Annotated in this window: 25 protein-coding genes; 23 read left to right on the top strand and 2 right to left on the bottom strand. The window is 66.1% G+C overall.

Features of this window, described 5'->3' with window-relative positions:
* Positions 1 to 33: 33 nt before the first annotated feature.
* The 10 genes from coaD (at position 34) to smc (ending at position 9,465) form a co-directional block, all read left to right on the top strand.
* Complete coding sequence (gene coaD, locus CH306_RS23880) at positions 34 to 522, top strand: pantetheine-phosphate adenylyltransferase (protein ID WP_032397781.1); 489 nt, start codon at positions 34 to 36, stop codon at positions 520 to 522.
* A 119-nt stretch (positions 523 to 641) separates the two neighbouring features.
* The gene (locus CH306_RS23875; protein WP_032397782.1) at positions 642 to 1,433 is read left to right on the top strand and encodes a DivIVA domain-containing protein; all 792 of its coding nucleotides are present in this window, start codon (positions 642 to 644) and stop codon (positions 1,431 to 1,433) included.
* 91 nt (positions 1,434 to 1,524) lie between these two features.
* Positions 1,525 to 2,133, top strand: a complete 609-nt coding sequence (locus CH306_RS23870) for a YceD family protein (RefSeq protein WP_032397783.1) — start codon at positions 1,525 to 1,527, stop codon at positions 2,131 to 2,133.
* Positions 2,134 to 2,316, top strand: a complete 183-nt coding sequence (gene rpmF, locus CH306_RS23865; RefSeq protein ID WP_032397784.1) for a 50S ribosomal protein L32 — start codon at positions 2,134 to 2,136, stop codon at positions 2,314 to 2,316.
* Positions 2,317 to 2,342: 26 nt separating this feature from the next.
* Positions 2,343 to 3,125: a ribonuclease III gene (rnc, locus tag CH306_RS23860; protein ID WP_032397785.1), complete on the top strand. Its 783-nt coding sequence runs from the start codon at positions 2,343 to 2,345 to the stop codon at positions 3,123 to 3,125.
* Entirely contained in the window at positions 3,125 to 3,991 is an 867-nt protein-coding gene (mutM, locus tag CH306_RS23855) for a bifunctional DNA-formamidopyrimidine glycosylase/DNA-(apurinic or apyrimidinic site) lyase (RefSeq protein WP_032397786.1), read from the top strand. Before rnc ends, mutM begins: the two co-directional genes overlap by 1 nt.
* Positions 3,992 to 4,049: 58 nt before the next feature.
* Positions 4,050 to 4,478 carry an OsmC family protein gene (locus CH306_RS23850; protein WP_032397787.1) on the top strand — a complete coding sequence of 143 codons (429 nt, stop codon included), beginning with the start codon at positions 4,050 to 4,052 and terminating at the stop codon, positions 4,476 to 4,478.
* Complete coding sequence (locus CH306_RS23845; RefSeq protein WP_143545365.1) at positions 4,478 to 5,386, top strand: SMP-30/gluconolactonase/LRE family protein; 909 nt, start codon at positions 4,478 to 4,480, stop codon at positions 5,384 to 5,386. The genes CH306_RS23850 and CH306_RS23845 overlap by 1 nt, the downstream gene beginning before the upstream one ends.
* The gene (locus CH306_RS23840) at positions 5,383 to 5,658 is read left to right on the top strand and encodes an acylphosphatase (RefSeq protein WP_094648177.1); all 276 of its coding nucleotides are present in this window, start codon (positions 5,383 to 5,385) and stop codon (positions 5,656 to 5,658) included. Before CH306_RS23845 ends, CH306_RS23840 begins: the two co-directional genes overlap by 4 nt.
* 60 nt (positions 5,659 to 5,718) lie before the next feature.
* Positions 5,719 to 9,465 (top strand): chromosome segregation protein SMC, encoded by a 3,747-nt coding sequence (gene smc / locus CH306_RS23835; RefSeq protein ID WP_256981246.1) that lies wholly within the window; start codon positions 5,719 to 5,721, stop codon positions 9,463 to 9,465.
* A gap of 16 nt (positions 9,466 to 9,481) precedes the next feature.
* On the opposite strand, the gene CH306_RS23830 is transcribed toward smc, so the two are convergent.
* Positions 9,482 to 10,114: an MSMEG_1061 family FMN-dependent PPOX-type flavoprotein gene (locus CH306_RS23830; protein ID WP_094648098.1), complete on the bottom strand. Its 633-nt coding sequence runs from the start codon at positions 10,112 to 10,114 to the stop codon at positions 9,482 to 9,484.
* 104 nt (positions 10,115 to 10,218) lie between these two features.
* Between CH306_RS23830 and ftsY the strand changes: the two genes are divergently transcribed.
* From ftsY to trmD, 12 genes are all read left to right on the top strand, one after another.
* Positions 10,219 to 11,601, top strand: coding sequence for a signal recognition particle-docking protein FtsY (gene ftsY / locus CH306_RS23825; protein ID WP_094648176.1), 1,383 nt, complete (start codon positions 10,219 to 10,221; stop codon positions 11,599 to 11,601).
* A gap of 202 nt (positions 11,602 to 11,803) precedes the next feature.
* Entirely contained in the window at positions 11,804 to 13,093 is a 1,290-nt protein-coding gene (locus CH306_RS23820; RefSeq protein WP_176459326.1) for an ammonium transporter, read from the top strand.
* Between the two features lie 72 nt (positions 13,094 to 13,165).
* Entirely contained in the window at positions 13,166 to 13,504 is a 339-nt protein-coding gene (locus CH306_RS23815; RefSeq protein WP_019664269.1) for a P-II family nitrogen regulator, read from the top strand.
* Entirely contained in the window at positions 13,494 to 16,025 is a 2,532-nt protein-coding gene (locus tag CH306_RS23810; RefSeq protein WP_032398350.1) for a [protein-PII] uridylyltransferase, read from the top strand. Before CH306_RS23815 ends, CH306_RS23810 begins: the two co-directional genes overlap by 11 nt.
* A gap of 257 nt (positions 16,026 to 16,282) precedes the next feature.
* Positions 16,283 to 17,221 carry a M23 family metallopeptidase gene (locus CH306_RS23805; RefSeq protein WP_094648097.1) on the top strand — a complete coding sequence of 313 codons (939 nt, stop codon included), beginning with the start codon at positions 16,283 to 16,285 and terminating at the stop codon, positions 17,219 to 17,221.
* 130 nt (positions 17,222 to 17,351) lie between these two features.
* The gene (gene ffh / locus CH306_RS23800; RefSeq protein WP_032398352.1) at positions 17,352 to 18,911 is read left to right on the top strand and encodes a signal recognition particle protein; all 1,560 of its coding nucleotides are present in this window, start codon (positions 17,352 to 17,354) and stop codon (positions 18,909 to 18,911) included.
* A gap of 19 nt (positions 18,912 to 18,930) precedes the next feature.
* The gene (locus CH306_RS23795) at positions 18,931 to 20,037 is read left to right on the top strand and encodes an amidohydrolase family protein (protein WP_094638054.1); all 1,107 of its coding nucleotides are present in this window, start codon (positions 18,931 to 18,933) and stop codon (positions 20,035 to 20,037) included.
* Positions 20,034 to 20,864: a type II CAAX endopeptidase family protein gene (locus CH306_RS23790; RefSeq protein ID WP_176459306.1), complete on the top strand. Its 831-nt coding sequence runs from the start codon at positions 20,034 to 20,036 to the stop codon at positions 20,862 to 20,864. Before CH306_RS23795 ends, CH306_RS23790 begins: the two co-directional genes overlap by 4 nt.
* Positions 20,865 to 21,051: 187 nt before the next feature.
* Entirely contained in the window at positions 21,052 to 21,528 is a 477-nt protein-coding gene (rpsP, locus tag CH306_RS23785) for a 30S ribosomal protein S16 (protein WP_032397793.1), read from the top strand.
* Entirely contained in the window at positions 21,525 to 21,767 is a 243-nt protein-coding gene (locus tag CH306_RS23780; RefSeq protein ID WP_027496687.1) for an RNA-binding protein, read from the top strand. Before rpsP ends, CH306_RS23780 begins: the two co-directional genes overlap by 4 nt.
* Before the next feature lie 14 nt (positions 21,768 to 21,781).
* On the top strand, positions 21,782 to 22,324 hold the full coding sequence (rimM, locus tag CH306_RS23775) for a ribosome maturation factor RimM (RefSeq protein WP_045195597.1): 543 nt from the start codon (positions 21,782 to 21,784) through the stop codon (positions 22,322 to 22,324).
* Positions 22,325 to 22,327: 3 nt separating this feature from the next.
* Positions 22,328 to 23,008, top strand: a complete 681-nt coding sequence (trmD, locus tag CH306_RS23770; RefSeq protein ID WP_032397795.1) for a tRNA (guanosine(37)-N1)-methyltransferase TrmD — start codon at positions 22,328 to 22,330, stop codon at positions 23,006 to 23,008.
* Between the two features lie 5 nt (positions 23,009 to 23,013).
* Here trmD and CH306_RS23765 read toward each other — a convergent pair whose 3' ends face one another.
* The gene (locus CH306_RS23765) at positions 23,014 to 23,967 is read right to left on the bottom strand and encodes a serine hydrolase (RefSeq protein ID WP_094631787.1); all 954 of its coding nucleotides are present in this window, start codon (positions 23,965 to 23,967) and stop codon (positions 23,014 to 23,016) included.
* A 68-nt stretch (positions 23,968 to 24,035) separates the two neighbouring features.
* Between CH306_RS23765 and CH306_RS23760 the strand changes: the two genes are divergently transcribed.
* Positions 24,036 to 26,390 carry a Tex family protein gene (locus tag CH306_RS23760; protein WP_179272761.1) on the top strand — a complete coding sequence of 785 codons (2,355 nt, stop codon included), beginning with the start codon at positions 24,036 to 24,038 and terminating at the stop codon, positions 26,388 to 26,390.
* Positions 26,391 to 26,404 lie beyond the last annotated feature (14 nt).

Genomic DNA, 26,404 nt, shown 5'->3' with positions numbered 1-26,404 from the left:
GCGTGCACGGGATCGGCTGATAGGTTCGCGGGCATGACTGGCGCACTCTGCCCTGGATCCTTCGACCCGGTGACCAACGGTCACCTCGACATCTTCGAGCGGGCGGCCGCAGCCTTCGACGAGGTGGTGGTCACGGTGATGGTGAACAAGAGCAAGAAGGGAATGTTCAGCATCGACGAGCGGATCGAGATGCTCGAGGTCGCCACGGAGCATCTGCCGAACGTCAGGATCGGCTCGTGGTACGGACTGTTGGTCGATTACGCTCGGCAAGAAGGCTTTTCGGCGATCGTCAAAGGTCTGCGCAGTTCGGTCGATTTCGACTACGAGTTGCAGATGGCGCAGATGAATCGAACCCTCACCGGAGTGGACACGCTGTTCCTCCCGGCGAATCCAGCGCACAGCTTTCTGTCCAGTTCGCTGATCAAGGAAGTCGCGACCTTCGGGGGAGACGTCACCGGGATGCTGCCGCCCTTCGTTCAGGACCGCCTGACCGCCCGTATCGCCGAGCGGGCCGCAGAGTAGTTCGAAGAGCGACACACCGAGCCGGTATAGCGCAGACGTCCGCCTCGGCGGGCAGACTGAACAGCGCAGCACTGCGAGTGAAGACCGCGCAGTGGCAGATTCGACGATTGGGGTAACCGGTGTACCGCGTATTCGAGGCGCTCGACGAGCTCGTCGCCATTGTCGAGGAGGCGCGCGGCGTTCCGATGACTGCCGGGTGCGTCGTCCCTCGCGGCGATGTCCTGGAACTGCTCGACGACGTTCGGGACGCGATCCCCGGCGAGCTGGACGACGCCCAGGACGTACTGGACCATCGCGACAAGCTCGTCGGCGATGCCAGGGCCACCGCGGAGAAGACGGTCGGCACCGCCAACGCCGAGGCCCAGAACACGGTCGAGAACGCTCGGGATTCGGCCGATCGCATTCTCGCCGACGCCAAGGCGCAGGCAGATCGCATGGTGTCCGAGGCGTCGGCGCATGCCGACCAGCTCGTGGCCGATGCCGAGGCGGAGGCCGAGCGAACGGTGCTCGAAGGCCAGCGCGAGTACGAGGCTCTGACCGTTCGCGCCCGCACCGAGGCCGATCGGATGATCGAGTCCGGGACGGCGTCGTACGAGCGGTCCGTCGCAGACGGTACTGCCGAACAGAACCGTCTCGTGTCGGAGACCGAGGTCGTTCAGGCGGCCCACGCCGAGTCGGCTCGGGTGATCGACAGCGCTCACGCCGAATCGGACCGGATGCGCAGCGAGTGCGACGTCTACGTCGACACCAAGCTTGCAGAGTTCGAGGAGTTCCTCAGCGGCACCATTCGTTCGGTCGGACGTGGGCGTCAGCAGCTGCGAACCGGCTCGGGCGTGCCCGAGTACGGCAGTGAGCCGTACGGAGAATCCGCGTACGGGAGCCAGGAGCAGGGGCGTCGCAGCCGCCACTGATCGGCAGCGATTTGCCCTCGTATGCACGTATGCGTATCGTTGTGGGGTTGCTTACCGACAGTAGGCATACCGACAGTAAGGAAGAACAGACGTGCCCCCGCCCAAGAGAACGACCCGTCCGGAATTGGACGACGGATTCGTTCTGGACATTCTCAACCTCGGTCGTCGACCCGGGTCGACGAAGGCCATCGAGCGGACGGTTCCGGCTCCTTCCCGAATCGGCCTCGATGCCATAGCCATCGAAGCCGGTGTTCCGGTCTCGCTCGATCTGCAGTTGCAGGCGGTCTCGGAGGGCGTTCTCGTCACCGGCTCCGTACGAGCGGCCACGGCCGGAGAGTGCACTCGTTGCCTCGACCCGGTCGGTGGCAACGTCGACGTCTACTTGACGGAGTTGTTCGCGTACCCGAACAGCATCACCGAGGAGACAACCGATGCGGACGAGATTCACCGCATCGTCGACGACCTGATAGATCTCGAACCCGTCATTGTCGACGCGGTCGGTCTGGAGCTTCCACTCCACCCCGTGTGCAGCGACGAGTGCGAGGGATTGTGCCCAGAATGCGGCGTTCGCCTGGCGATTGCTGAATCCGGCCACAGTCACGATACAATTGATCCTCGCTGGGCTGGTCTTGCAGCCAAATTTGGCGTGGATCCAGAACCGAGCACAGAACTTGTGAACAACGAAGCCGAGGAGAAGTAAGTGGCTGTCCCGAAGCGCAAAATGTCGCGTTCCAACACGAGGTCGCGTCGTGCACAGTGGAAAACCACTGCGCCCACCCTCGTGACGTGCCCCAACCGCGGTTGCGGCGAGAAGACTCTGCCCCACATCGCGTGCCCCTCGTGCGGCACCTACAAGGGCCGCCAGGTCGTCGCAGCGGTCTGATTTCCGCTTACGTGACAAACGAAGTAGTGGACCGGCACAACAGCGGTTCACAGAAGAATAGCTCCACTGCCGCCGGCGGCGGGGACGACCGAGAGTCGCTCCTCGCCGCTATCGGTGTTTCCCTGTCGGAACCTCTGCTGACGTTGGCGCTGACGCACCGATCGTTCGCGTACGAACACGGTGGTCTGCCCACCAACGAGCGGCTCGAGTTCCTGGGAGATTCCGTCCTCGGTCTTGCGGTGACCGAGCACCTCTACGCGGTGCATCCCACCAAATCCGAAGGTCAGCTGGCCAAGATCAGGGCGAGCGTGGTCAACATGCACGCCTTGGCGGAAGTCGCGCGCGGTCTCGGTGACGGCGGACTGGGTCGCCATCTGCTGCTGGGTAAGGGCGAGGAACAGACCGGTGGGCGCGACAAGCCGAGCATCCTTGCCGACGGCATGGAGTCGTTGCTGGGTGCAATCCACCTCCAGCACGGCATCGACGTCGCTCGCACCGTTGTCCTGACGCTGTTCGCAGGCCTCCTCGATCGGGCTCCCAAGCTCGGTGCCGGGCTGGACTGGAAGACGAGCCTGCAGGAACTGACCGCCGAACGTGCACTCGGCGTTCCGGCGTACGAGATCTCGTCGACCGGACCCGACCACGACAAGGAATTCACCGCGACCGTGTTGGTCGGTGGATTCCCGCGCGGCGTCGGTATCGGTCGGTCGAAGAAGGAAGCCGAGCAGAAGGCCGCCAGTCTGGCGTGGAACACGTTGTCGAACAACGACACCGCGATTCCCGGCGAGCCGGCAACCGACGAATCCTGATGCCGGAACTCCCCGAGGTCGAGGTCGTCCGGCTCGGTCTGGAATCTCACGTCGTCGGCAGGACGATGCAATCGGTGGAAGTGCTGCACCCTCGCGCCGTGCGGCGTCACGATCTCGGTGGCCTCGATCTGATCGGCCAGCTGCGCGGTCAGCGCGTCTCCTCGGCTCGGCGGCGCGGTAAATACCTGTGGCTGGTGATGGAACCCGGCGACTTCGCCACCGTCGTGCACCTGGGCATGAGCGGACAGATGCTGGTGCAGCCGCCATCCGCCCCGGACGAGAAGCACCTCCGGATCCGGGCACGACTCGACGACGGCGCCGATCTGCGCTTCGTCGATCAACGCACCTTCGGCGGCTGGGCGCTCGCCCCGATCGTCACCGTGGACGGCACGGAGTTACCCGAACCGGTCGCACACATCGCCCGTGATCCGATCGATCCACTGTTCGACGCCGAATCGGTGGTCGACGTGTTGCGCGGCAAGCACACCGAGATCAAGCGGGCACTGCTCGATCAGACGGTGCTCTCGGGCGTGGGCAACATCTATGCCGACGAGGCGCTGTGGCGCGCGAAGATCCACGGCAATCGAATCGCGGAGGCGCTGACGCGGCCGGCGCTGCGGCGCCTTCTGACCGCAGTGCACGCCGTCATGGGCGAGGCCCTCGCGCAGGGTGGAACCTCTTTCGACGCGTTGTACGTCAACGTCAACGGACAGTCCGGCTACTTCGATCGTTCCCTCGACGCCTACGGTCAGGAGGGTCTGCCGTGCTCGCGGTGCGGAACCCCGATCAGACGCGAGAAGTTCATGAACCGCAGCTCGTTCAGCTGCCCCACCTGCCAGCCGCGACCCCGACACCTGCGCAGCTGACAGCGCCCAGGTCATTCCGCGGGTTCGACTCCTGAACAGCCCGCCTAGTATTTCCGTCATGGCAGAACAGAGCACGCCGACCAACCTCTGGGTCGAGCGCACAGGCACCCGTCGCTACACCGGCCGCAGCTCCCGAGGAGCCGAAGTGCTCATCGGGTCGGAATCGGTGGAGGGCGTCTTCACCCCCGGCGAGCTGCTCAAGATCGCACTCGCCGCATGCACCGGCATGAGCTCGGACCTACCGCTCTCGCGGCGACTGGGCGACGACTACGCCGCCACCGTCGAGGTCTCCGGGGCCGCCGATCGCGAAAACGAGCTGTACCCGGAACTGAACGAGATTCTCCGAGTCGACCTCGGCGCGATGGACCCCGAGGCGCAGGAGCGTCTGCTCACCGTCGTCGAGCGCGCCATCGACAAGGTGTGCACCGTCGGGCGCACCCTGAAGGCGGGTACGAAGATCACCTTGGACATCGACGTGGACGCCTGATGAGAGCCGGGGCAGCCGTAATCGTCGCGGGTCTGATCCTCGGCACGGCGACCGCCCTGGCTCCCACCGCCGAGGCGTCGAGCAGTTGCACTCCGTGGTCGGTGAGCACGGTGGCGGCGGGATTCGGGGTGCTCGAGAACCTCGAGTTCGACGGCCGCGGCTCGATGATCGTGTCCGAGACCTCTCTCATCGGACCCGGCGCGCTGCGTACCGTGGCCCCCAACGGCGCACGGGGCACACTCGTCGCCGACGTCCAGTCGCCTGGCGGACTGGTCCGCGACGCCGACGCGCTGTACTTCACGACCGGAAACAGCGCTGCCGCAGGTCTTCTCGATACCCGAACCGGCACCGTCGACACGATCGATCTCGGCACGGGGGTTCGGTCGACGTACGCGTCGGGCCTGACGATGCCCAACGGGCTGGCGCGATCGGCGACCGGTGATCTGTTCACCACCCGCAACCTGGGTGGCCACTCCGGCCTGACGAGCGTTGCGGTCGACGGTTCGGTGTCGACGGTGCGTACCGATCTGGGATCGGCAAACGGCATCGGAATCGGTAACGGAAAGATGTACGTGGCCAACACGTTCGATCTCGAGACCACGCTCACCGTGCTCGACGAGCAGAATCCGTCCGGACCGTCCGCGCGCATTCGCATCGACGGTGTCGGACCACTGGCGATGTCGGACGACCTGACCGTCGGCGACGACGGAACGGTCTATCTCGCACAGAATCTCGCCGGCAGGGTGGTCCGTATCGATCCGGAATCCGGCGCCTCCTGTGTGATAGCGACCGGCGTTCCGCTGACCTCGTCGGTCGCCTTCGGCGGGGTCGGGTTCGACGAGAAAGCGTTGTACGCCACCAGTTTCGATGGAACTGTCAGGAAGCTCGAGCCCGGGTGGCAGGCATGAACGACGAACGGTTGACGGCGTGGGTGCACGGGCTCGTTCAGGGCGTCGGGTTTCGGTGGTGGACTCGCTCGCGCGCACTCGAACTCGGACTCGTCGGTCACGCGACCAATCACGCGGACGGACGAGTCCTGGTGATAGCGGAGGGCCCACGTGAGCATCTCGAGGCGCTCCTGGCCCTGCTCCGAGGTGATCGGACTCCGGGCAGGGTCACGCTCGTTGTGGAGAGTTGGGACGCCGCCCGCGGAGATCTGACGGGATTCGTCGAACGCTGATCGTCCGTTGCGGGAGGCTCGGCGCACTTTCTGGCAGCGTGCCGGTAAAGTACGGACGCTATGTATCTCAAGAGTCTGACGCTGAAGGGCTTCAAGTCCTTTGCTTCGGCGACGACTCTTCGTTTCGAGCCCGGAATCACCTGTGTCGTCGGCCCCAACGGCTCCGGCAAATCCAATGTCGTCGATGCCCTGACCTGGGTGATGGGTGAACAGGGCGCCAAGGCGTTGCGCGGCGGGAAGATGGAAGACGTCATCTTCGCGGGCACGTCGGGTCGAGCCCCGCTCGGCCGCGCAGAGGTCACTCTGACGATCGACAATTCCGACGGCGCACTCCCGATCGACTACTCCGAGGTCTCGATCACCCGCCGTATGTTCCGTGACGGCGCGGGTGAGTACGAGATCAACGGCAGTTCGTGCCGATTGATGGACGTTCAGGAACTGCTGAGCGACTCCGGTATCGGTCGCGAGATGCACGTGATCGTCGGGCAGGGCCGGCTCGCCGCGATCCTGGAATCGCGGCCCGAGGACCGTCGAGCCTTCATCGAGGAAGCAGCCGGGGTGCTCAAGCACCGCAAGCGCAAGGAAAAGGCCGTTCGCAAGCTCGACGCGATGCAGGCCAACCTGGCGCGGTTGACCGACCTCACGACGGAATTGCGCCGCCAACTCAAGCCTCTCGGGAGGCAGGCCGAGGTCGCGCGTCGCGCGCAGACCGTCCAGGCCGACCTGCGCGACGCCCGGCTGCGACTGGTGGCCGACGACCTGGTGGCCAGGCGCGAGGAATTCGCGAACCAGACCCAGGACGAGGAAGCGGCGCGTGAGCAGTACGCGATGGTGCAGGACGCCCTCGAAGCCGGCTCGGTGGCACTCGGCGAACACGAACAGGCCGTCGCCCGGCTGACCCCCAGCGCCGAGGCCGCCGGGCAGACGTGGTTCCGTCTGTCGGCCCTCGCCGAACGCGTCAACGCGACGGTTCGAATCGCCCACGAACGTGCTCGGCATCTCGACGCCGTGCAATCCACCGGTCGGGGACAGGACCCGGACGAGCTCGAAGCGCAGGCCGATCGAGTCGCCGAAGAAGAGATGGAACTCGTCGAGGCCGTCGAGATGGCACGCGAAACCCTCGAGGCGGCACGTGAGCAGCTGGCCGAGCGTGAAGCCGCCGCTGCGGCCGCCGAGCGTGCCCACCTCGCTGCCGTGCGCGCGGTGGCCGACCGCCGCGAGGGATTCGCGCGTCTGTCCGGCCGAGTCGATACCTTCCGAACCAAGGTCGAGTCGATCGACGCGGAGGTGGCGCGTTTGTCGGTGGCCATCGACGAGGCCCGCGAGCGCGGCGAATCGGCTCAGCGCGAATTCGAGAGTGTGCAGGATCAGATCGGCACCCTCGACGCGAGCGAACTGAGCCTCGACACGCACTACGAGCGAGCCGTCGCCGCACTGCGACATGCCGACGCCCGAGTGACGGAGCTGCAGGCAGAAGAACGCATCGCGGGCAAGAAGGTGGCGTCGTTCGAGGCCAGGATCGAGGCGCTCACGATGGGCCTCGAACGCAAGGACGGTGCCGGGTGGCTGGTGGAGAATCAGCAGGACGGTCTGTCGGGTCTGCTCGCGGGCCATCTCACGGTCGAACCGGGATACGAGATCGCGGTGGCAGTGGCCATGGGTCCGGCCGCCGATGCCGCACACGCCGAATCGTTCGATGCCGCGCGTGATGCCGTGCTGGCGCTGCGTGCGGCCGACGGTGGTCGCGCGTCCATCGTGCACGGCAATATCGTTGCAGCGCAATCGGTTCCACGTCCGGACCTCCCGAACGGCGCTCGATGGGTGCTGGACCTGATCGAGTATCCGGACCGGCTGGCCGGGGCCATGGCGGCCCTGCTCGACGGTGTGGTCGCCGTCGACTCGCTCGACGCGGCCCACCGTCTGGTCTCCGATTCCGGTGAGCTGCGTGCGGTGACCAAGGACGGCGACGTCGTCGAAGCCGGTTGGGTCACCGGTGGCTCGGACCGTCGTCCAAGCACCCTCGAGGTTCAGTCGGCCATCGACACGTCGACGGTGGAGTTGGCCGCGGCGGTCCGCCGCGCGGAGGAGCTCGACGCGGCGTTGGCAGGCGCGTTGGAAGAACAACGGGATCGGCGCGAATCGGCCGAGCAAGCGCTCGCAGCACTCAACGAATCCGACGCCGCGATGGCCGCGGTGTACGAACAGTTGGGCCGATTGGGTCAACTGGCGCGTTCGGCTCACGCGGAGTCTGCGCGATTGACGACGCAGCGTAGCTCTGCCGAGGCCAGTCGAGAAGAAGCGATCGCGCGGCTGGCCGAGCTGGAAGAGAACCTGCGGACGGCAGAAGACGAGCAATCCGGCTTCGCGGGAGACGGCGAGAGCGGTGACGCTGCGACCACCTTGGAACGGGAGATGGCGGCAGCGGCACTGACCGAAGTGCGTGCCGTCGAGGTCGAAGCTCGGTTGAACGTGCGGACCGCCGAAGAGCGCGCACAGTCCGTACGAGGCCGGGCGGATTCGCTTCGACGGGCGGCGCGAGCCGAGCGTGAGGCCAGGGCGCGAGCCGAGCGCGAGAGCGCAGCGCGTCGGCATGCGGCCGCAGTGGCGGCGGCGGTCGGGGAAGCGGGCGAAGAAGTCGCCGCGCGGTTGGCCACGGTCGTTGCGGCCGCTGCCCGTAGGCGCGACGAGCTGTCCGCCGAGCGTGCAACGCGCACAATCGAGCTCGACAAGGTCAAAGAGCAGGTCCGAGCCCTGCAGGGTCAGCTGGCGTCGATCACCGACGCCGTGCACCGGGACGAGGTCGCCCGTGCGCAGGCAGCGCTGCGGATCGAACAACTCGAGACGACGATTCTCGAGCAGCACGGCATCGGCCTCGACGATCTGGTGGCCGAGTACGGGCCCGATGTGGCCCTGCCTCCCACCGAACTGGAGATGGCCGAGTACGAGGCGGCCAAGGAGCGGGGTGAGCAGGTGGTGGCACCTGCCCCGATGCCGTTCGACCGAGCCACCCAGGAGCAGCGCGCCAAACGCGCCGAGCGCGACCTCGCCACACTCGGCAAGGTGAACCCGCTCGCCCTCGAGGAGTTCGCAGCCCTCGAGGAGCGCTACAACTTCCTGTCCACCCAGCTCGAGGACGTCAAGTCCGCCCGCAAGGACCTTCTCGGCGTCGTCGCCGACGTCGACGAACGGATCCTGCAGGTCTTCACCGAGGCCTGGCTCGACGTCGAACGAGAATTCACCGGGGTGTTCGCCAAGCTCTTCCCCGGCGGTGAAGGACGACTGATCCTGACCGACCCGTCGGACATGCTCACGACCGGCATCGAGGTCGAGGCACGCCCGCCCGGCAAGAAGGTCAAGCGACTCTCGTTGCTCTCCGGCGGCGAGAAATCGCTGACCGCGGTGGCCATGCTGGTAGCCATCTTCCGCGCCCGACCGTCACCGTTCTACGTCATGGACGAGGTCGAGGCCGCACTGGACGACACCAACCTGCGTCGTCTGATCGGACTGTTCGAGCAGCTTCGCGAGAAGTCGCAGCTGATCGTGATCACGCACCAGAAACCGACGATGGAGGTGGCCGACGCGCTGTACGGCGTCAGCATGCGCGGCGACGGCATCACCACGGTCATCTCGCAGCGGTTGAACCGAGAACGCGTCGCGGTGCCCGCGGCCGAGTCGGACGCAGTGGAGTCGGACGCAGTGGAGTCGGACGCAGTGGAGTCGGACGCCCACGAGCCGGACGCAGTGGAGCCCGACGCACACGAGCCGGAGGCGGCATCCGTCGTCGCCGAACCCGACACCGTCTCCTGAGGTTCGTCCGCCGCAGCTACTGCTTCGGATACAGCTGCTCGGCGTAGGACGGTCCGTAGTACTCGCGTAGTTCCTCCACCGTCTCGGGAGCCTGCGGAATCAACGCCTTCGTCAGAGTGGCGACATCGGGGATGGCGTCGGCGTCCCACGTCTCGGGCTGCCACAACTTGGACCGCATGAACGCCTTCGCACAGTGGTGGAACACTTCCTCGATGTCGACGACCAGGCACAAGATCGGGCGATGACCCTCGACCCGAAGCTCGTCGAAGAACGGCGCGTCGGTGACCAGGGACGCGCGACCGTTGATGCGAAGGGTGTCGCCGCGGCCGGGGACGAAGAAGTTCAGGCCGACGAACGGGTTCTCGAGAATGTTGCGATAGCCGTCCATCCGGCGGTTGCCCGGCCGCTCGGCGAGGGCGATCGTGGTGTCGTCGACGACGTGCACCAGACTGCCGGCCGGATCGCCCTTGGGTGAGACGTCGCATCTCCCGCTCGCGTCGGAGGTTCCGAGGAGGCAGAACGGTGAGGCAGCGAGCCACTGCACGTCGAGGGGGTGCAGCGTGCGTCGGTCCTTGTTCGCGGCTCGGAAGCTCGGCGTTCCGAACATCTCGGTCAGCTCGGCGGCGTCACGCACCGTGGTCCACTCCATGACCGTGAATGCTATCGACTCGAACTCCCGGGCGGGAAGCGCTTTTTCGCGGTCGGTGCACCACCGGTGACGAGCGGCCACGATCGCCTGAGAGGATGTTCCACGTGAGTAACCAAGCGTGGATCATCGTCGCGGCGATCGCTGCCGTCCTGCTCGTCGTCCTCGTCGTCGGGCTGGTGCTCTCCCGTCGTCGGAGAGTGTCCCTCAAGTCGGACGAGGCGGCGCGAATCGAGGACGCGGCCACCAAGGACAGATCCGGTGGCTACACCGCGGGCAGCGGTTTCTCGTTCAGTCAGGGAACGGCGACAGCCGAACCCGTGATCCCGAAGGCCCCCAAGCCGGCCGAGTCGAAGCCGGTGGAGCCGCCGCCGGTGGTTCCCACCGCCGAACCGGTCGAATCGGAGACCGTCTGGATCGAGCCGGAAGTGCTCGAACCCGAGGCCCCGGCGACCGATGTCACCGTCGCCGAGCCCGTTGCGCCGGAGCCTCCGGTGGAAGACACCGTTGCGCCGGAGCCTCCGGTGGAAGACACCGTTGCTCCTGCGCCTCGCCGGTTGGACACCATCGACCCGACCGAGGGCCGGCTCGATCGTCTCCGTGGACGGCTCGCACGATCTCAGTCCGCGGTGGGCAAGAGCCTGCTGGGACTGCTCGGCGGCGGCGACCTGGACGAGGATTCGTGGGAAGAGGTCGAGGACACGCTGCTGATCGCCGATATCGGTTCGGCGACCACCGCGGAGATCATGCGGACGCTACGTGAGCAGATGGCGGCCCGCAGTATTCGCACCGAAGCCGATGCCAGGGCCCTGCTGCGCGAGATTCTCGTGGCGCAGTTGCACCCCGAGTTCGACCGGTCCATTCGTGCTCTGCCACACGACGGTGCCCCCGCGGTGTTGCTGGTGGTCGGAGTCAACGGCACCGGCAAGACCACCACCACGGGCAAACTGGCTCGGGTGCTGGTCGCGGACGGGCGGCGGGTGCTGCTCGGTGCCGCCGATACCTTCCGCGCTGCTGCGGCCGATCAGCTGCAGACCTGGGCCGAACGAGTGGGTGCCGAGGTGGTTCGCGGCAAGGAGGCAGCGGATCCGGCTGCGGTCGCCTTCGACGCGGTGAGCAAAGGGATCGAGAACGGCGTCGATGTGGTTCTCATCGACACCGCGGGACGGTTGCACACCAAATCGGGGCTGATGGACGAACTGAGCAAGGTCAAGCGTGTCATCGAGAAGAGGGCCCACGTCGACGACGTTCTGCTCGTTCTCGACGCAACCGTGGGCCAGAACGGACTGACGCAGGCCCGTGTCTTCGCCGAGATCGTGAACATCACAGGTGTCGTGCTGACCAAGCTCGACGGAACCGCGAAGGGTGGCATCGTCTTTCAGGTGCAGCGTGAGCTCGGAGTGCCCGTCAAGCTCGTCGGTCTCGGGGAAGGTGCCGACGATCTGGCACCCTTCGAGCCCGGTGCGTTCGTGGACGCGCTGCTCGGCTGATCGACCCCGCAGGGTGGCCTGCGAAACGGGGAAAAAGCACAAACGCCAGCACGAAACCTTTTTGCAACAGAATCCGGTCATGCGTTCACATGCCCGAAACACCCGAGTGTCACGGATGAAACCTCGTGAAACCACTCTTCTTGCTTAACGGCGCGCCAACCGGTGTGCAGGAGAATGGAGGGTGTACGTGAGTCCCGAGGATATGTTGGCCAACTCCGGCAACGCCGCGTGGATGCTGATGGCAGCATCGCTGGTACTGCTGATGACGCCGGGCTTGGCGTTCTTCTACGGCGGTATGTCGCAGCAGAAGTCCGTGTTGAACATGATGATGATGTCGTTCGGAGCAATGGCCGTCGTCTCGATCATCTACTTCCTGTGGGGCTGGTCGATGTCCTACGGCACCCAGGACATCGGCGGAGTCTTCGCCAACCCGTTCGAGTTCTTCGGACTCAAGGATTCGATCACCGACGCGGACGGCAACTACATCGTCGGAGCATGGGGCTACGCCAACGTCATCGACGTGGCATTCCAGGTCACCTTCGCCATCATCACGGTCGCACTGATCAGCGGCTCGATCGCAGGCCGCGTCAAGTACGGCACCTGGCTCGCCTTCGCCGGTATCTGGGTCACCCTCGCGTACTTCCCGCTCGCACACATGGTCTGGGGCGGCGGACTGCTCTCCGGATCCGAGAACGGTCTTGCGGCAATGATCTTCGGCACCACCGACGACGGTGAAGGCGGACTCGTCGCCAACGTCGCTCCGATCGACTTCGCCGGTGGCACCGTCGTGCACATCAACGCCGGTATCGCCGGTCTGATTCTGGCGATCATCATCGGCAAGCGCGCCGGCTTCGGCAAGGTCGCCTACCGCCCGCACAACCTTCCGTTCGTGATGCTCGGCGCAGCTCTGCTGTGGTTCGGCTGGTTCGGATTCAACGCCGGTTCGGCCTTCGCGGCCGACGGAATCGCCGGTGTGGCCTGGGTCAACACCACCGCAGCCACGGCAGCCGCCATCGTGGGCTGGCTCATCACCGAGCGCATCCGCGACGGACACGCCACCAGCCTCGGCGCCGCCTCGGGCATCGTTGCAGGTCTGGTCGCGATCACCCCGGCCGCAGGCGCACTCACGCCGGTCGGAGCCATGATCCTCGGTGTCATCGCCGGTGTGCTCTCCGCACTGGCCGTCGGCCTGAAGTTCAAGTTCGGTTACGACGACTCGCTCGACGTCGTGGGCGTTCACCTCGTCGCAGGCCTGTGGGGAACCATCGGAATCGGCTTCCTCGGATCCGAGACCGGCCTGTTCTACGGCGGCGACTACAAGCAGCTCGTCGTGCAGATCGTCATCGCACTGTTCGCGCTGATCTTCACCGCCATCGTCACCGCAGTCATCGCGTTCGCGCTCAAGCCTCTCGGCTGGCGCGTGACGGACGAGGAGGAGGCGAACGGCATCGACGAGGCCGAGCACGCCGAGACTGCATATGATTTCGCCTGACAAGGTAGAGATAGACGTGAACGCTGCACCGTACGACAACGGGCACTCGAGGTCTTGTGAAGGGAAGCAAAAATGAAGCTGATCACGGCAATCGTCAAACCGTTCACCCTGGAGGACGTCAAGACGGGGCTGGAGCAGGCCGGCGTACTCGGAATGACAGTCAGTGAAGTTCAGGGTTACGGCCGCCAGAAGGGCCACACCGAGGTGTACCGAGGTGCCGAGTACTCGGTGGACTTCGTCCCGAAGGTCCGCGTAGAGGTAGTCGTCGACGACGCCGCTGTGGAGAAGGTCGTCGAGGTCATCGTCGAGGCTGCACGCACCGGCAAGATCGGTGACGGCAAGGTCTGGGTTTCTCCGGTCGACTCGGTCATCCGAGTCCGCACCGGAGAACGTGGCGCAGATGCACTCTGACCCCAAAGGGTCTCGGGCCGTGGGCCCCGGTTCTGGCGCGAAAGCGTCAGGATCGGGGCCTTCGGTCTCCACGGGCTCCGCATCGAAGGGCACGAGCGATGCTGCAGCAGATCTCGCTCGGGCCAGAAAACAACTACTCGACGGCGGAACACGCAATCGTCGACTCGATGCACCCTCGCTCCGGCAGGCTCTGGTCGATCTCCACGAGTTCTGGCTGACCACCAAAGGTGCCGAGCTCGGGATCAAACCGGACTCCGGCTTCGCGATCGTCGCTGTCGGCGGTCTTGCTCGTCGTGAACTGCTGCCCTATTCGGATCTGGACCTGATCCTGCTGCACGACGATCTCGAACCACGCATCGTCTCCGATGTCGCCGACAAGCTGTGGTATCCACTGTGGGACGCGCACATCAAGCTCGATCACAGTGTGCGCACGGTGCCGCAGGCTCTGCAGGTCGCTGCAGCAGACATGACGGCATCCCTCGGAATGCTCGAGGCGCGTCACATCGCCGGTGACGTCGAATTGAGCAATCTTCTCATCGGCGGCGTACGTCGCCAGTGGCGCAACGGTATTCGAGGGCGTTTCGACGAGCTGATCGAGCAGACCCGCGGACGGTGGTCGCGCAGCGGTGAGATCGCGCACCGCGCCGAACCCGATCTCAAGAGCGGCCGCGGGGGACTGCGTGACGTCCAGTTGCTCGACGCCCTCTCCATCGCACAGTTGACCGACGGTATGCCCGGGCTCGGACCCGAATCACCGGGTGGCGGTTTGGCGTTCGCGCACGGACGCCTGTTGGACGTGCGCACCGAACTGCACCGCGTCGCCGGTCGAGCACGGGATCAACTGCGCGCGCAGGACGCCGACGAGATAGGTGCCGCGCTGCGCATCGGGGATCGCTTCGATCTCGCACGCGTGCTGAGCGATTCGGCTCGCACCATCAGCTATTCGGTGGACGTCGGGTTGCGAACCGCAGGCAATTCGTTACCGCGACGGGGTCTTTCGAGACTGCGTCGAGTCCCGGTCAGACGCCCGCTGGACGAGGGAGTCGTCGAACACGGCGGCGAGGTCGTTCTCGCCCGCGACGCTCGACCGAACAAGGATCCCGGCCTGATCATGCGAGTCGCAGCGGCGTCGGCCCAGACCGGAATGCCGATGTCCGCCTCGACCCTGAACCGGCTGTCCGACAGCGCCCCCGAACTTCGGGAACCCTGGCCCAAGGAAGCACTCAACGATCTGCTCGTGTTGCTCGGATCGGGTCGCAAGGCGATCGCGGCGATCGAGGCGTTGGATCGAACCGGACTGTGGGGCAGGCTCATTCCGGAGTGGGGCGCGGTACGCGACCTACCGCCGCGAGATGCGGTGCACACGTGGACGGTCGATCGACATCTGGTCGAAACCGCAGCCTACGCAAGCGCATTGACCACCCGCGTTGCGCGTCCTGACCTGTTGGTGCTCGGCGCACTGATCCACGACATCGGCAAGGGACGCGGCGGCGATCACAGTGTCGTCGGCGCAGATCTGGCCATCCAGATCGGCAACAGGCTCGGCCTGTGGCCTTCCGACGTGGCACTGCTGACGGCGATGGTGCGATACCACCTACTGCTGCCGGAGACCGCCACCAGACGCGACCTCGACGACCCCGCAACCGTGCAAACCGTCGTCGACGCGCTCGGTGCCGACACGATTCTGCTCGAGCTGCTTCACGCACTGGCAGAAGCGGATTCGCTCGCCACCGGCCCCGGGGTGTGGGGTGATTGGAAGGCCTCGCTCATCCGTGAGCTCGTGCGTCGCTGCAGATTGGTGATGGCGGGGGAGAGTCTGCCCTCACCGGATCCACTCGACCCGGCGCACATCGAACTCGCCGCGCGGGGAGGCGTCCACGTCGACATCGCGCCGACCGACGGGCTGCACACCTTCGTCGTCACGGTCATCGCCCCCGACACGCCCGGGCTGCTGTCCGATGCCGCGGGAGTCCTCGCACTGCACTCGCTGCGCGTGCTCTCGGCCTCTCTCGGAAGTCACGAGGGATCGGCGATCAACTCGTTCGACGTCGCGCCGCTCTTCGGCTCCCCGCCGCAGGCCGGTCTGCTGCGGCAGGAGATCATCCGCGCTCAGGCCGGCGAACTCGACCTCGTCGCCGTGCTCGACGCCAAGGAACGCGACGCAAGAGCCGACACCGTCGAGGACGACGCAGAGGATTCGGCCGTCCCGGTTCTCTACGCTCAAGCTCCGCCTCGGGTGCTCTGGTTCGACGACAACGAACCAGGTCAGGTGGTACTCGAGCTACGAGCTGAGGACCGGCTCGGTCTGCTCTGCCGGTTGGCCAGCGCGATCGAACAGCAGGGATCCGACATCCGGTGGGCACGCGTGTCGACCCTGGGCAGCTCGGTGGTCGACTCGTTCTGCATCGACCTGGCGGGAGCAGACAGCAGGGCGGTGCGCGAGGACCTCGAGCGAGCGATCCTCGCGGTCGTACCCGCCCCCGAACCGCCCAAGCCTCCGGAAAAGCCGGAAGGCACCTGACCGCGGGTCGGAATGCGACAGCAGACCGGCTCGCGCTGGTGACTTCTCACGAACTTCCGGCCGACGGGACTGCCGCCGATGCCGATTTGTTACATTCGTCCCCACGCAGAAACGACACTCTCAGCCGTTCCTGCACACTCCACACTGCTCGAACCACATCGTTCCTGCTGGAACCATGTGGTTCCTGCAGGCTCCGCACTGCTGGAACCACGTCGTTCCTGCAGGCTCCACTCCTGGTCATTCGAGAGGCACGAACTGTGGGATCCCACCGACGGTCGACCGTCCACACACCGACCGACTTCGCAGCGCGTCCCACGCGCGGCAGGCACCGCGCCGTACCGGACAGCCCCGTCGTCGGTCGACGGGCGGCCACCATCGTCGCCGCGACCGGCGCGATCGTCGTCGGCGCGACGTCGATGGGTGCAGGCACCGCCGCGGCCGCGCCGATTCCGGAGCCACCCGCAGCCGGACTCCCGTTCGCCGTACCGGAGGGACTACTGCCCGCTGGATTCGAGCTACCCCAGTTCGAGCTACCCCAACTCGAGATCCCGCAGTTCGTACCCCCACAGCTCGCGCCCCCGCTTTCGCAGCCCGCACCGCCCGAGGCCGCGCCTGCCGAAACCGCGCCCGCTGCGGAACCAGCACCCGCACCGACCTCCGACCCACTGGCCGCATTCGGAGCCGATCCCGGCGCTGCCGCCCAGCAATGGCTCGACGATGTCGGCCTGGGGCAGCTGGGAGCCGGTGTTCAGTCACCCCTCGAGAGCCTGCGCTCGCTGAAGAAGGGCACAGTGCAGCCCGTGGCAGGGGTGTTGACCTCCAACTTCGGCTCGCGATGGGGCACCCAGCACAGTGGCCTCGACATCGCAGCACCCATCGGAACGCCCATCTACGCCGCCGCCGACGGCACCGTGTCCGACGCAGGACCGGCATCCGGCTTCGGTCTCTGGGTCAAGGTGCGGCACGACGACGGTACCGAGACGGTCTACGGACACGTCAACGACTTCTCCGTTCATCCCGGCCAGCGTGTGTCGGCCGGTGAGCAGATCGCCACCGTCGGCAACCGTGGCCAGTCGACAGGCCCACACCTGCACTTCGAGGTGCACGATCCCTCCGGCGTCAAGGTCGACCCCGCGCAGTGGCTCGCCACCCGGGGTGTGGCAGTGACGTGGAACGATTCCGCGCGCAACGCCTGACCGGTCGGCATCGACACGTTCGACACGACAGTCGAACGCCGCAGCGACGACGAGGCGTGCTGCCGCTAGTCTGGTGACCGTGCCGGATTCGGCTCGTTTTCGGTGATCGGCTAGCTCAGGAGTGCAATCGGTGTTCGAATCCCTTTCCGACAGGTTGACCGGGACTCTCAAGGACCTGCGTGGCAAAGGTCGACTGTCCGGCGCGGATATCGACGCCACGGCCCGTGAGATCCGTCTGGCCCTGCTCGAAGCGGACGTGGCACTGCCCGTCGTACGTGAATTCATCAACCGCATCAAGGTCCGGGCCAAGGGTGCCGAGGTCTCGGGCGCGCTCAACCCGGCCCAGCAGGTCGTCAAGATCGTCAACGAGGAACTGGTCGGCATCCTCGGCGGCGAGACTCGCAGGCTCGTCTTCGCCAAGAACCCGCCCACGGTGATCATGCTCGCCGGTCTGCAGGGTTCGGGTAAGACGACGCTGGCGGGCAAGCTCGCGAAATGGCTCAAGGGCCAGGGCCACACCCCACTGCTCGTCGCGTGCGACCTTCAGCGTCCCGGTGCCGTGAGCCAGCTGCAGATCGTGGGCGAGCGCGCCGGTGCCGCCGTCTTCGCGCCGCACCCCGGCACGTCCATCGGCGGCGGCGACAATGCACTCGGAGTCTCGGCAGCGGATCCCGTCGAGGTTGCCAGGGCCGGCATCGCCGAGGCTCGCAGCAAGCAGTACGACGTGGTCATCGTCGACACCGCAGGTCGCCTCGGCATCGACAGCGAGCTGATGAATCAGGCCGCGGGAATTCGCGACGCGGTCGAGCCGGACGAGACACTGTTCGTTCTCGATGCGATGGTCGGTCAGGACGCCGTCAGCACCGCCGAGGCGTTCCGTGACGGCGTCGGCTTCACCGGTGTCGTACTCACCAAGCTCGACGGCGATGCCCGGGGCGGTGCTGCGCTGAGCGTCCGCGAGGTCACCGGCCAGCCGATCATGTTCGCGTCGACCGGTGAGAAGCTCGAGGATTTCGACGTCTTCCACCCCGATCGCATGGCGAGCCGCATCCTCGGCATGGGCGACGTGCTGAGCCTCATCGAGCAGGCCGAGCAGCACTTCGATGCCGAGCAGGCCGAGGCGACGGCCAACAAGATCGGCTCGGGGCAACTCACGCTCGACGACTTCCTCGAGCAGATGATGGCCGTCCGCAAGATGGGGCCGATCGGAAACCTGCTGGGCATGCTGCCCGGTGCCGGCCAGATGAAAGAACTCGCCAACGTCGACGAGAAGCAACTCGACCGGGTTCAGGCCATCATCCGGGGCATGACGCCGCAGGAACGTACCGACCCGAAGATCATCAACGCGTCACGACGGTTGCGTATCGCGAACGGTTCGGGCGTCAAGGTCTCCGACGTCAACCAGCTGGTCGACCGGTTCTTCGAGGCTCGCAAGATGATGTCGGCCATGGCCGGTCGGATGGGCATGCCGGGCGCGCGCAAGCAGGTACGGAACAACAAGAAGGGTAAGAAAGGGAAGAAGGGCGCTCGCGGTCCGACGCAGCCGAAGATCCGCGGTGGATTCCCCGGCATGCCGGGTGGAATGCCGGCGGGAATGCCCGATCTGTCGTCCATGCCCAAGGGCCTCGACCAGTTGCCGCCAGGGCTGGAAGGCATCGACCTCTCGCAACTGAAACTGCCCAAGAAGTAAGCGCGCGCACGTGTCGGCCATGCGGGTGCGGGGCCGCGGACTGCCGGACGGGACGGAGATCGACCTCTGGATCGAGGGCGGTGTTCTGTCCACCGAGCCCATTGCGGATGCGGATTTCGTCCACGACGGCGGGTGGGTCCTGCCCGGCCTGGTCGACGCGCACTGCCATGTCGGGATCGAATACGGCGGGGGACACACCGACCTGATCGGGTCGATCCGACAGGCCGAGACCGAGCGAGGCGTCGGCGCGCTGCTGCTGCGCGACGCCGGGTCCCCGGTCGACACACGCGCCCTGGACGAGTACGAGGACCTACCTCGCATCATCCGAGCGGGCCGCCACATCGCATCACCCAAGCGATACATCCCGGGTCTGGCGATCGACATCGAGGACGAATCGCAACTGCCCGAGGCGGTGGCTCAGCAGGCCCGGTTCGGCGACGGCTGGGTCAAGCTCGTCGGCGACTGGATCGACCGCTCGGTGGGAGATCTCCGGCCACTGTGGAACGACTCGATCCTCGTCGACGCCATCGCTGCCGCCCACGCCGAGGGAGCGCGGGTGACAGCCCACGTGTTCGGCGAGGATGCTCTGCCCGGTCTGATCGCGGCGGGAATCGACTGCATCGAGCACGGCACCGGTCTGACCGACGAGACCGTCGAGATGATGGTCGACCACGGCACCGCTCTGGTACCGACGCTGATCAACATCGAGACGTTCCCCGGCATCGCCGATTCCGCCACCCGGTATCCGGTCTACGCCCGGCACATGCGGGCGCTCCACCAACGCGTCGCCGCCACCGTCGGACGAGCCCATGACGCAGGCATTCCCATCTACGCAGGTACCGATGCCGGTGGATCGATCGCGCACGGACGCATCGCCGACGAGGTAGCCGCGCTGGCCGCCGTGGGTCTCTCTCCGACGGACGCGCTCGGTGCTGCCTGCTGGGACGCCCGGTCGTGGCTGGGTCGGCAGGGACTCGAGCACGGCGCGCCCGCGGATCTGGTCGTCTACTCCGACGATCCGCGAGGGGGACCGGACGTGCTGGCCGATCCGGAGCTGGTGATCCTGCGCGGACGCGTGACCGATCGGCGCGGCCGCACGACGAACGGGCCGGTGGGCCGAGGGTGACCGATCCGAGAAGCGATGCAGGACAGCCCGATCCGAACCGACCCAGCTGGGCCGCAATGGCACCGATGAATCGAATCGAGCAGCAGGGTTCGGGGTTGTCCGAAACCTACTGGCGAGCCGAGCAGGCCGCGCTCGAACGCAGAAGCGGTCAACGGTGGGGACTGCCGGCCGCGGCGCTCGTGCTGGGGCTCAACCTGGCGGGATTTCTGATACTCGGGCTCGTCGTGACGTCGGACGCCTCGGCCGTCTTCGTGGTGGGCATCATGATTCCGAGCCTTCTCGCTGCGGGCGTGGCGGTGGCCGTCTCGATGACCCGAGGAAACGGACCCGTCGTCGACTTCGGCCTCCCCAGGTCGACCCCCGAATTCCTCGGTCACCTCCGATCCGGGTTGGCGTGGGGTGGCGTCGCGGTGGTCGGTGGCCTCCTGCTGGCGCTGATTCTGTTGTCCGGTATCGAGTTGGACGATCCGATGCCGCTCGGCGACGTCACCGACACGACCGTCGGCTGGAAAATCGCTCTGGCCGTGTGGATCTGGCTCGGTGCACCGATCTGCGAGGAAACGATGTTCCGCGGCATGCTGTGGGGAGCACTCGAGAAACGCACCCGCCCGATGCCCATGGCCTGGTTGGGCAATCGATGGGTCGTCCTGGCGATCACCGCGGTGGTGTTCGCGATCTGGCACCGCGAGTGGTGGCGCTTCGTGGTGCTGCTGTGGGGTGGATTCGCGATCGGCATCGCACGGATGCGTTCCGGTTCGATCGTCGCGTCGACCACGGCGCACTCGGTGAACAACACCCTCCCCGCCCTGCTGGTCCTGTTCGCGTGAGGTGAGGGGTCCACAGGCCCGATTCACCGATCGAGCCGCCCGTCTGGCACAATGAACAGCTGTTCGCCCGTCTTCCGGTTACGTACCGCGCGGCGGTCACAACAACCCTCAACGCAAAACCGGGCTCGCATGCCGTGCGAACCGCTGAATTGCGCCGTGACCAACTTTCGAAAGGCTCCACCAGAACATGGCTGTCAAGATCAAGCTCATGCGTATCGGCAAGATCCGCACCCCGCACTACCGCGTCGTCATCTCCGATGCTCGCACCCGTCGTAACGGCCGTGCGATCGAGACCATCGGCACGTACGAGCCCAAGCAGGACCCCAGCGTCATCGAGATCGACTCCGAGCGGGCTCAGTACTGGTTGGGCGTCGGCGCACAGCCTACCGAGCCTGTCGAGGCACTGCTCAAGATCACCGGTGACTGGCAGAAGTTCAAGGGCCTCCCCGGTGCCGAGGGAACCCTCCGCGTCGCCGAGCCCAAGCCCTCCAAGCTCGACCTGTTCAACGCAGCGCTGGCGCAGGCCGACTCCGAGCCGCAGGGCGAGGCCACCACCGCCAAGAAGAAGAAGGCTCCGAAGGCCGACGACGCCGCCGCGGAGACCACCGACGCTGCAGCAACCGAGACAGCAGACGCGCCGGCCGCCGAGGCTGCTGAGAAGTGAGTGCCGTTGTCGCCGATGCCGTCGAACATCTCGTTCGCGGCATCGTCGCCAATCCCGATGACGTTCGCGTCGAGATGATCACCGGCCGTCGTGGCCGCACCGTGGAAGTCCACGTGCACCCCGACGATCTGGGCAAGGTCATCGGCCGTGGCGGTCGTACCGCTACGGCGCTGCGCACGCTCGTCTCGGGAATCGGTGGTCGCGGCATCCGTGTCGACGTGGTCGACACGGACCAGTAGGTCACGTACCCATCATGGAGCTGGTCATCGGCCGTGTCGCGAAGTCGCACGGCATCAAAGGCGAAGTCGTCGTCGAGGTTCGCACCGACAACCCCGACGACCGCTTCGCCGAAGGAACCGTTCTCTCGGGCCGCAGGCCCCGATCGAACGCGGAACCGGCCTCGTACACAGTGGAAGCCGTCCGGGAACACTCCGGACGGCTTCTGCTGCGTCTGAACGGTATCGACGACAAGACTGCCGCTGACCAACTGCGCGGCATATTGTTCGTCGTCGAATCCACCGACCTTCCGCCGTCCGACGATCCGGACGAGTACTACGACCACGAACTCGAAGGCCTCACAGTGATCCTGACCGACGGCACCGTCGTCGGAACGGTCCGCGAGGTCCTTCACTCCGCAGCGGGGGAGCTGCTCTCCATCACGCCGAGTCCGGGCTTCGGCGAAGCCACCCGCGCCGAAATTCTCGTGCCGTTCGTAGCGGCCATCGTGACGACGGTGTCGTTGGCCGACAAGACGATCGAGATCGATCCGCCCGAGGGTCTGCTGGATCCGGAGTAGATCGTGCGCCTCGACGTCGTCACCATCTTTCCCGAATACCTCACGCCGCTCCGAACTGCGTTGCTGGGCAAAGCAATCGACCGCGGCCTCGTCTCGGTCGAGGTTCACGATCTGCGGTCGTGGACTCACGATGTGCACAAGGCCGTCGACGATTCGCCCTACGGCGGCGGGCCCGGAATGGTCATGAAGCCGACAGTGTGGGGCGACGCACTCGACGACGTGCTCACAGACGATGCTCTCCTCGTCGTCCCGACCCCGGCCGGCGTGCCGTTCACCCAGCGGACAGCCGAGCGATGGTCCTCCGAGCAACATCTCGTATTCGCCTGCGGCCGATACGAAGGCATCGACCAACGCGTGTTCGACGACGCCGCGCGTCGCGTGCGTGTCGAGGAAGTCAGCATCGGCGATTACGTGCTCATCGGCGGCGAGGCGGCCGTCCTCGTCATGGCCGAGGCCGTGGTGCGACTGATGCCGGGGGTTCTGGGCAATCAACAGTCGCATCAGCAGGATTCGTTCTCCGACGGTCTGCTCGAAGGGCCGAGCTACACGCGTCCCGCTCGGTGGCGCGATCTCGACGTTCCGTCGGTGCTGCTCTCGGGTGATCACGCGAAGATCGCAGCGTGGCGTCGAGAGCAATCATTGGACAGGACCGCCGAGCGTCGTCCGGACCTGCTGCAGGACTGACGAATTCAGCTGACGGTGCCGTCGGGAAAGAGCATCGAGACGAATCCGGTGAGAGTTTCCCTTGCGTGCAGTGCGCTGGCGTCGTCGCTGACGTCGACGACGGCGGTGTCCGGATAGCTTTCCATGTCGTCCGCGTAGAAGATGTCCTCGCGTGAGGACAGAGCCAGAACGTAGCGGTTGTCGACACCGATCGTGCCTGTCGACAGGTGGACCCACCGATCGGACACGCAGCACATCCAACCCTGTTTCACAGCGTGCACGCTCTCTCCGGGAAGACCGTCGACGATCCCGAAATGCTGTTTGTAGCCGTCCGCGGCAATCGGTGCCGAACGCCGCAGCATTCCGATCACCACGTCCGTCGATGCAGTCGTCAAACCGCCGCTGCCGCCCAGCAACCCCGCGTAGTAACCGACCAGGTCACTGGGCGTGGTCTCGGTGTTGTACCACTGGTCGTCGCCGGGAGCTGTGGTGCTCGTCAGGCCGTAGCGAGCTGCGACCGTGCGCACGATGTCGGACGAGCCGTAGCGGTACCAGAGCGTGTACGCGGCGTTGTCGTCGGACAGCTCGAGCATGCTGGTCATGGTGGCCAGATCGTCGGCGGAGACCGGGCGGTTCTCCGACTGCGCTCGGAACAACACCTCGTCGGCGATGAAGAGCTTGGACACCGACGCGGTTTCGACCTGAACATCGGCGTTGCTGCTGTAGTAGGAGCCCGTCTGACGATCCAACAGCGCGAAATCCACATCGGCGCCACGGGCCCGGGCCGACGCGATCGCCATCGGGATACGAGCTTCGAGGGCGACGCCGTCGACCTTGTCCATATCGGGAAAGGGCGATGCCGACGTCTCGGCGGTCTCCTTCGACGCGGAGTCACCGACCTGATCGTCGGGAGGAACCGAACAGCCGACCAGCAGCAGGGAGGCGCAGGCTGCAGCCAGGAATCGAGACAACCTGACCATCCGCGAAACTCTCCCACACGTTGAACCGCCGACCGACTCGTCCCACAGTAGCGGTAGGGTCCATCGCCGTGACCACTGCTCTGAAATCTGTGAACAAGCGCATAGCCGAAGAACTCGACGTTCGTGAAGAACAGGTTCGTGCCGCCGTGGAATTGCTCGACGGCGGGTCGACGGTCCCGTTCATCGCGCGCTACCGCAAGGAAGTCACCGGCACCCTCGACGACACGCAGCTGCGTCAGCTCGACGAGCGGCTGCGGTACCTGCGCGAGCTCGACGAGCGCAGAGACGCCGTCATCGAGTCCATCCGCTCGCAGGGCAAGCTCGACGAAGCGCTCGAGCAGTCGTTGATGCTGGCCGACACCAAGGCTCGCGTCGAGGACATCTATCTGCCGTTCAAGCCCAAGCGCCGAACCAAGGCTCAGATCGCACGGGAGGCCGGGCACGAGCCCGTCGCCGACGCCCTGTTCTCCGACCCCACCACCGACCCGGCCCAGTTCGATCAGGAGCAACTCGACGGCGCGCGGGCGATTCTCGTCGAGCGTTTCGCCGAGGACGCGGATCTGGTGGGTGAACTGCGCGAACTGATGTGGACGTCCGGCAAGCTCGTCGCGTCCGTTCGCAAGGGCAAAGAGGAAGAGGGTGCCAAGTTCTCCGATTACTTCGAGTTCTCGGAACCGTTCACCAGCCTGCCCTCGCACCGCATCCTCGCCACGTTCAGAGGCGAGAAGGAAGAAGTACTCTCGCTCGGCTTCGAGCCCGAGCGTGACGAACCGACCCCCGGCGTCCCGAGCGTCTACGAGGGTCGGATCGCTACCAAGTTCGGGATCGCGAATCGAGGACGGCCCGCCGACAAGTGGCTGCTCGATACCGTCCGATGGGCGTGGCGTACCAAGATGCTGGTGACCGTCTCCCTCGATACCCGCATGCGACTGCGCCAATCGGCCGAGAAGGACGCCGTCGACGTGTTCGCGAGCAACCTCAAGGACCTGCTGCTCGCCGCGCCCGCGGGCAACCGCACCACGATGGGCCTGGACCCGGGCTTCCGTACCGGCACCAAGGTCGCGATCGTCGACGCCACCGGAAAGGTCGTCGACCACGACACCATCTACCCGCACAAACCGCAGGGCAAGTGGGATCAGGCGGTGGCCACCCTCGCCGGACTCGCCGCCAAGCACAAGGTCGAACTGATCGCCATCGGCAACGGCACCGCATCGCGTGAAACCGACTCGCTGGCAGCAGAATTGATCGCCCAGTTCCCTGCCGCCAACCTGACCAAGGTGGTGGTGTCCGAGGCCGGAGCGTCGGTGTACTCCGCCTCCGCGTACGCCTCGAGCGAGCTGCCCGAACTGGACGTGTCGATCCGCGGTGCCGTCTCGATCGCCCGCAGGTTGCAGGATCCGCTGGCCGAGCTGGTCAAGATCGATCCGAAGTCCATCGGCGTCGGGCAGTACCAGCACGACATCTCCGAAACTCTGCTGGCCCGATCTCTCGGCGCCGTCGTCGAGGACGCGGTGAACGCCGTCGGCGTCGACGTCAACACCGCGTCGGTACCGTTGCTCTCGCGGGTCTCCGGTATCGCCGGCTCTCTTGCCGAGAGCATCGTGGCACACCGTGACCAGAACGGTCCGTTCTCCAGCCGCAGCACACTCAAAGACGTTCCGCGGTTGGGGCCCAAAGCTTTCGAGCAGTGCGCCGGATTCCTCCGCATCTCAGGGGGAGAGGATCCACTGGACCGGTCGAGTGTTCACCCGGAGGCATATCCCGTTGTGCGCCGCATCGTCGGCAAGGCCGGCGTCGGGGTGCGCGAGGTCATCGGCAACACAGCACTGCTGCGCGGGCTCGACCCCGCCGAATTCGCCGACGACCGATTCGGTCTGCCCACCGTCACCGACATCATCTCCGAACTCGAGAAGCCGGGCCGCGATCCACGTCCGGAGTTCAAGACCGCGACCTTCGCCGCCGGTATCGAGAAGGTCGCCGACCTGGTGCCCGGCATGACGCTCGAGGGAGTCGTGACCAACGTGGCGGCGTTCGGGGCGTTCGTCGACGTCGGTGTGCATCAGGACGGGCTCGTGCACGTCTCGGCGATGTCGCACAACTTCGTCAAGGACCCGCGTGAGGTCGTCAAGTCCGGTGACGTCGTTCGCGTCAAGGTGATGGAGGTCGACATCCCCCGTCAGCGCATCGGTCTGAGCCTGCGGCTGGACGACGAACCCGGCGCGTCCGGCGGCAAGGACGCCGGACGCGGACAGCAGGGTGACCGTCCGCGAGGCCAGGGACGGGGCGCGGGCGCACATCAGGCCGGCCGCGGACGAGACGCACGCCCGCAACGGGATCGTCGTACGGCCGGGGGCGCTGGTACGGCGACACCGGCTGCCGGTTCCATGGCCGACGCGTTGCGGAAGGCGGGATTCGGAAAATAGCGAACGGTTCCTCG

The organism is Rhodococcus sp. 15-725-2-2b (genome assembly GCF_002259075.1).
Taxonomy (GTDB): domain Bacteria; phylum Actinomycetota; class Actinomycetes; order Mycobacteriales; family Mycobacteriaceae; genus Rhodococcoides.
The sequence above is the reverse complement of the archived record's forward strand: the minus strand, read 5'-3'. Positions and strand labels throughout refer to the sequence as shown.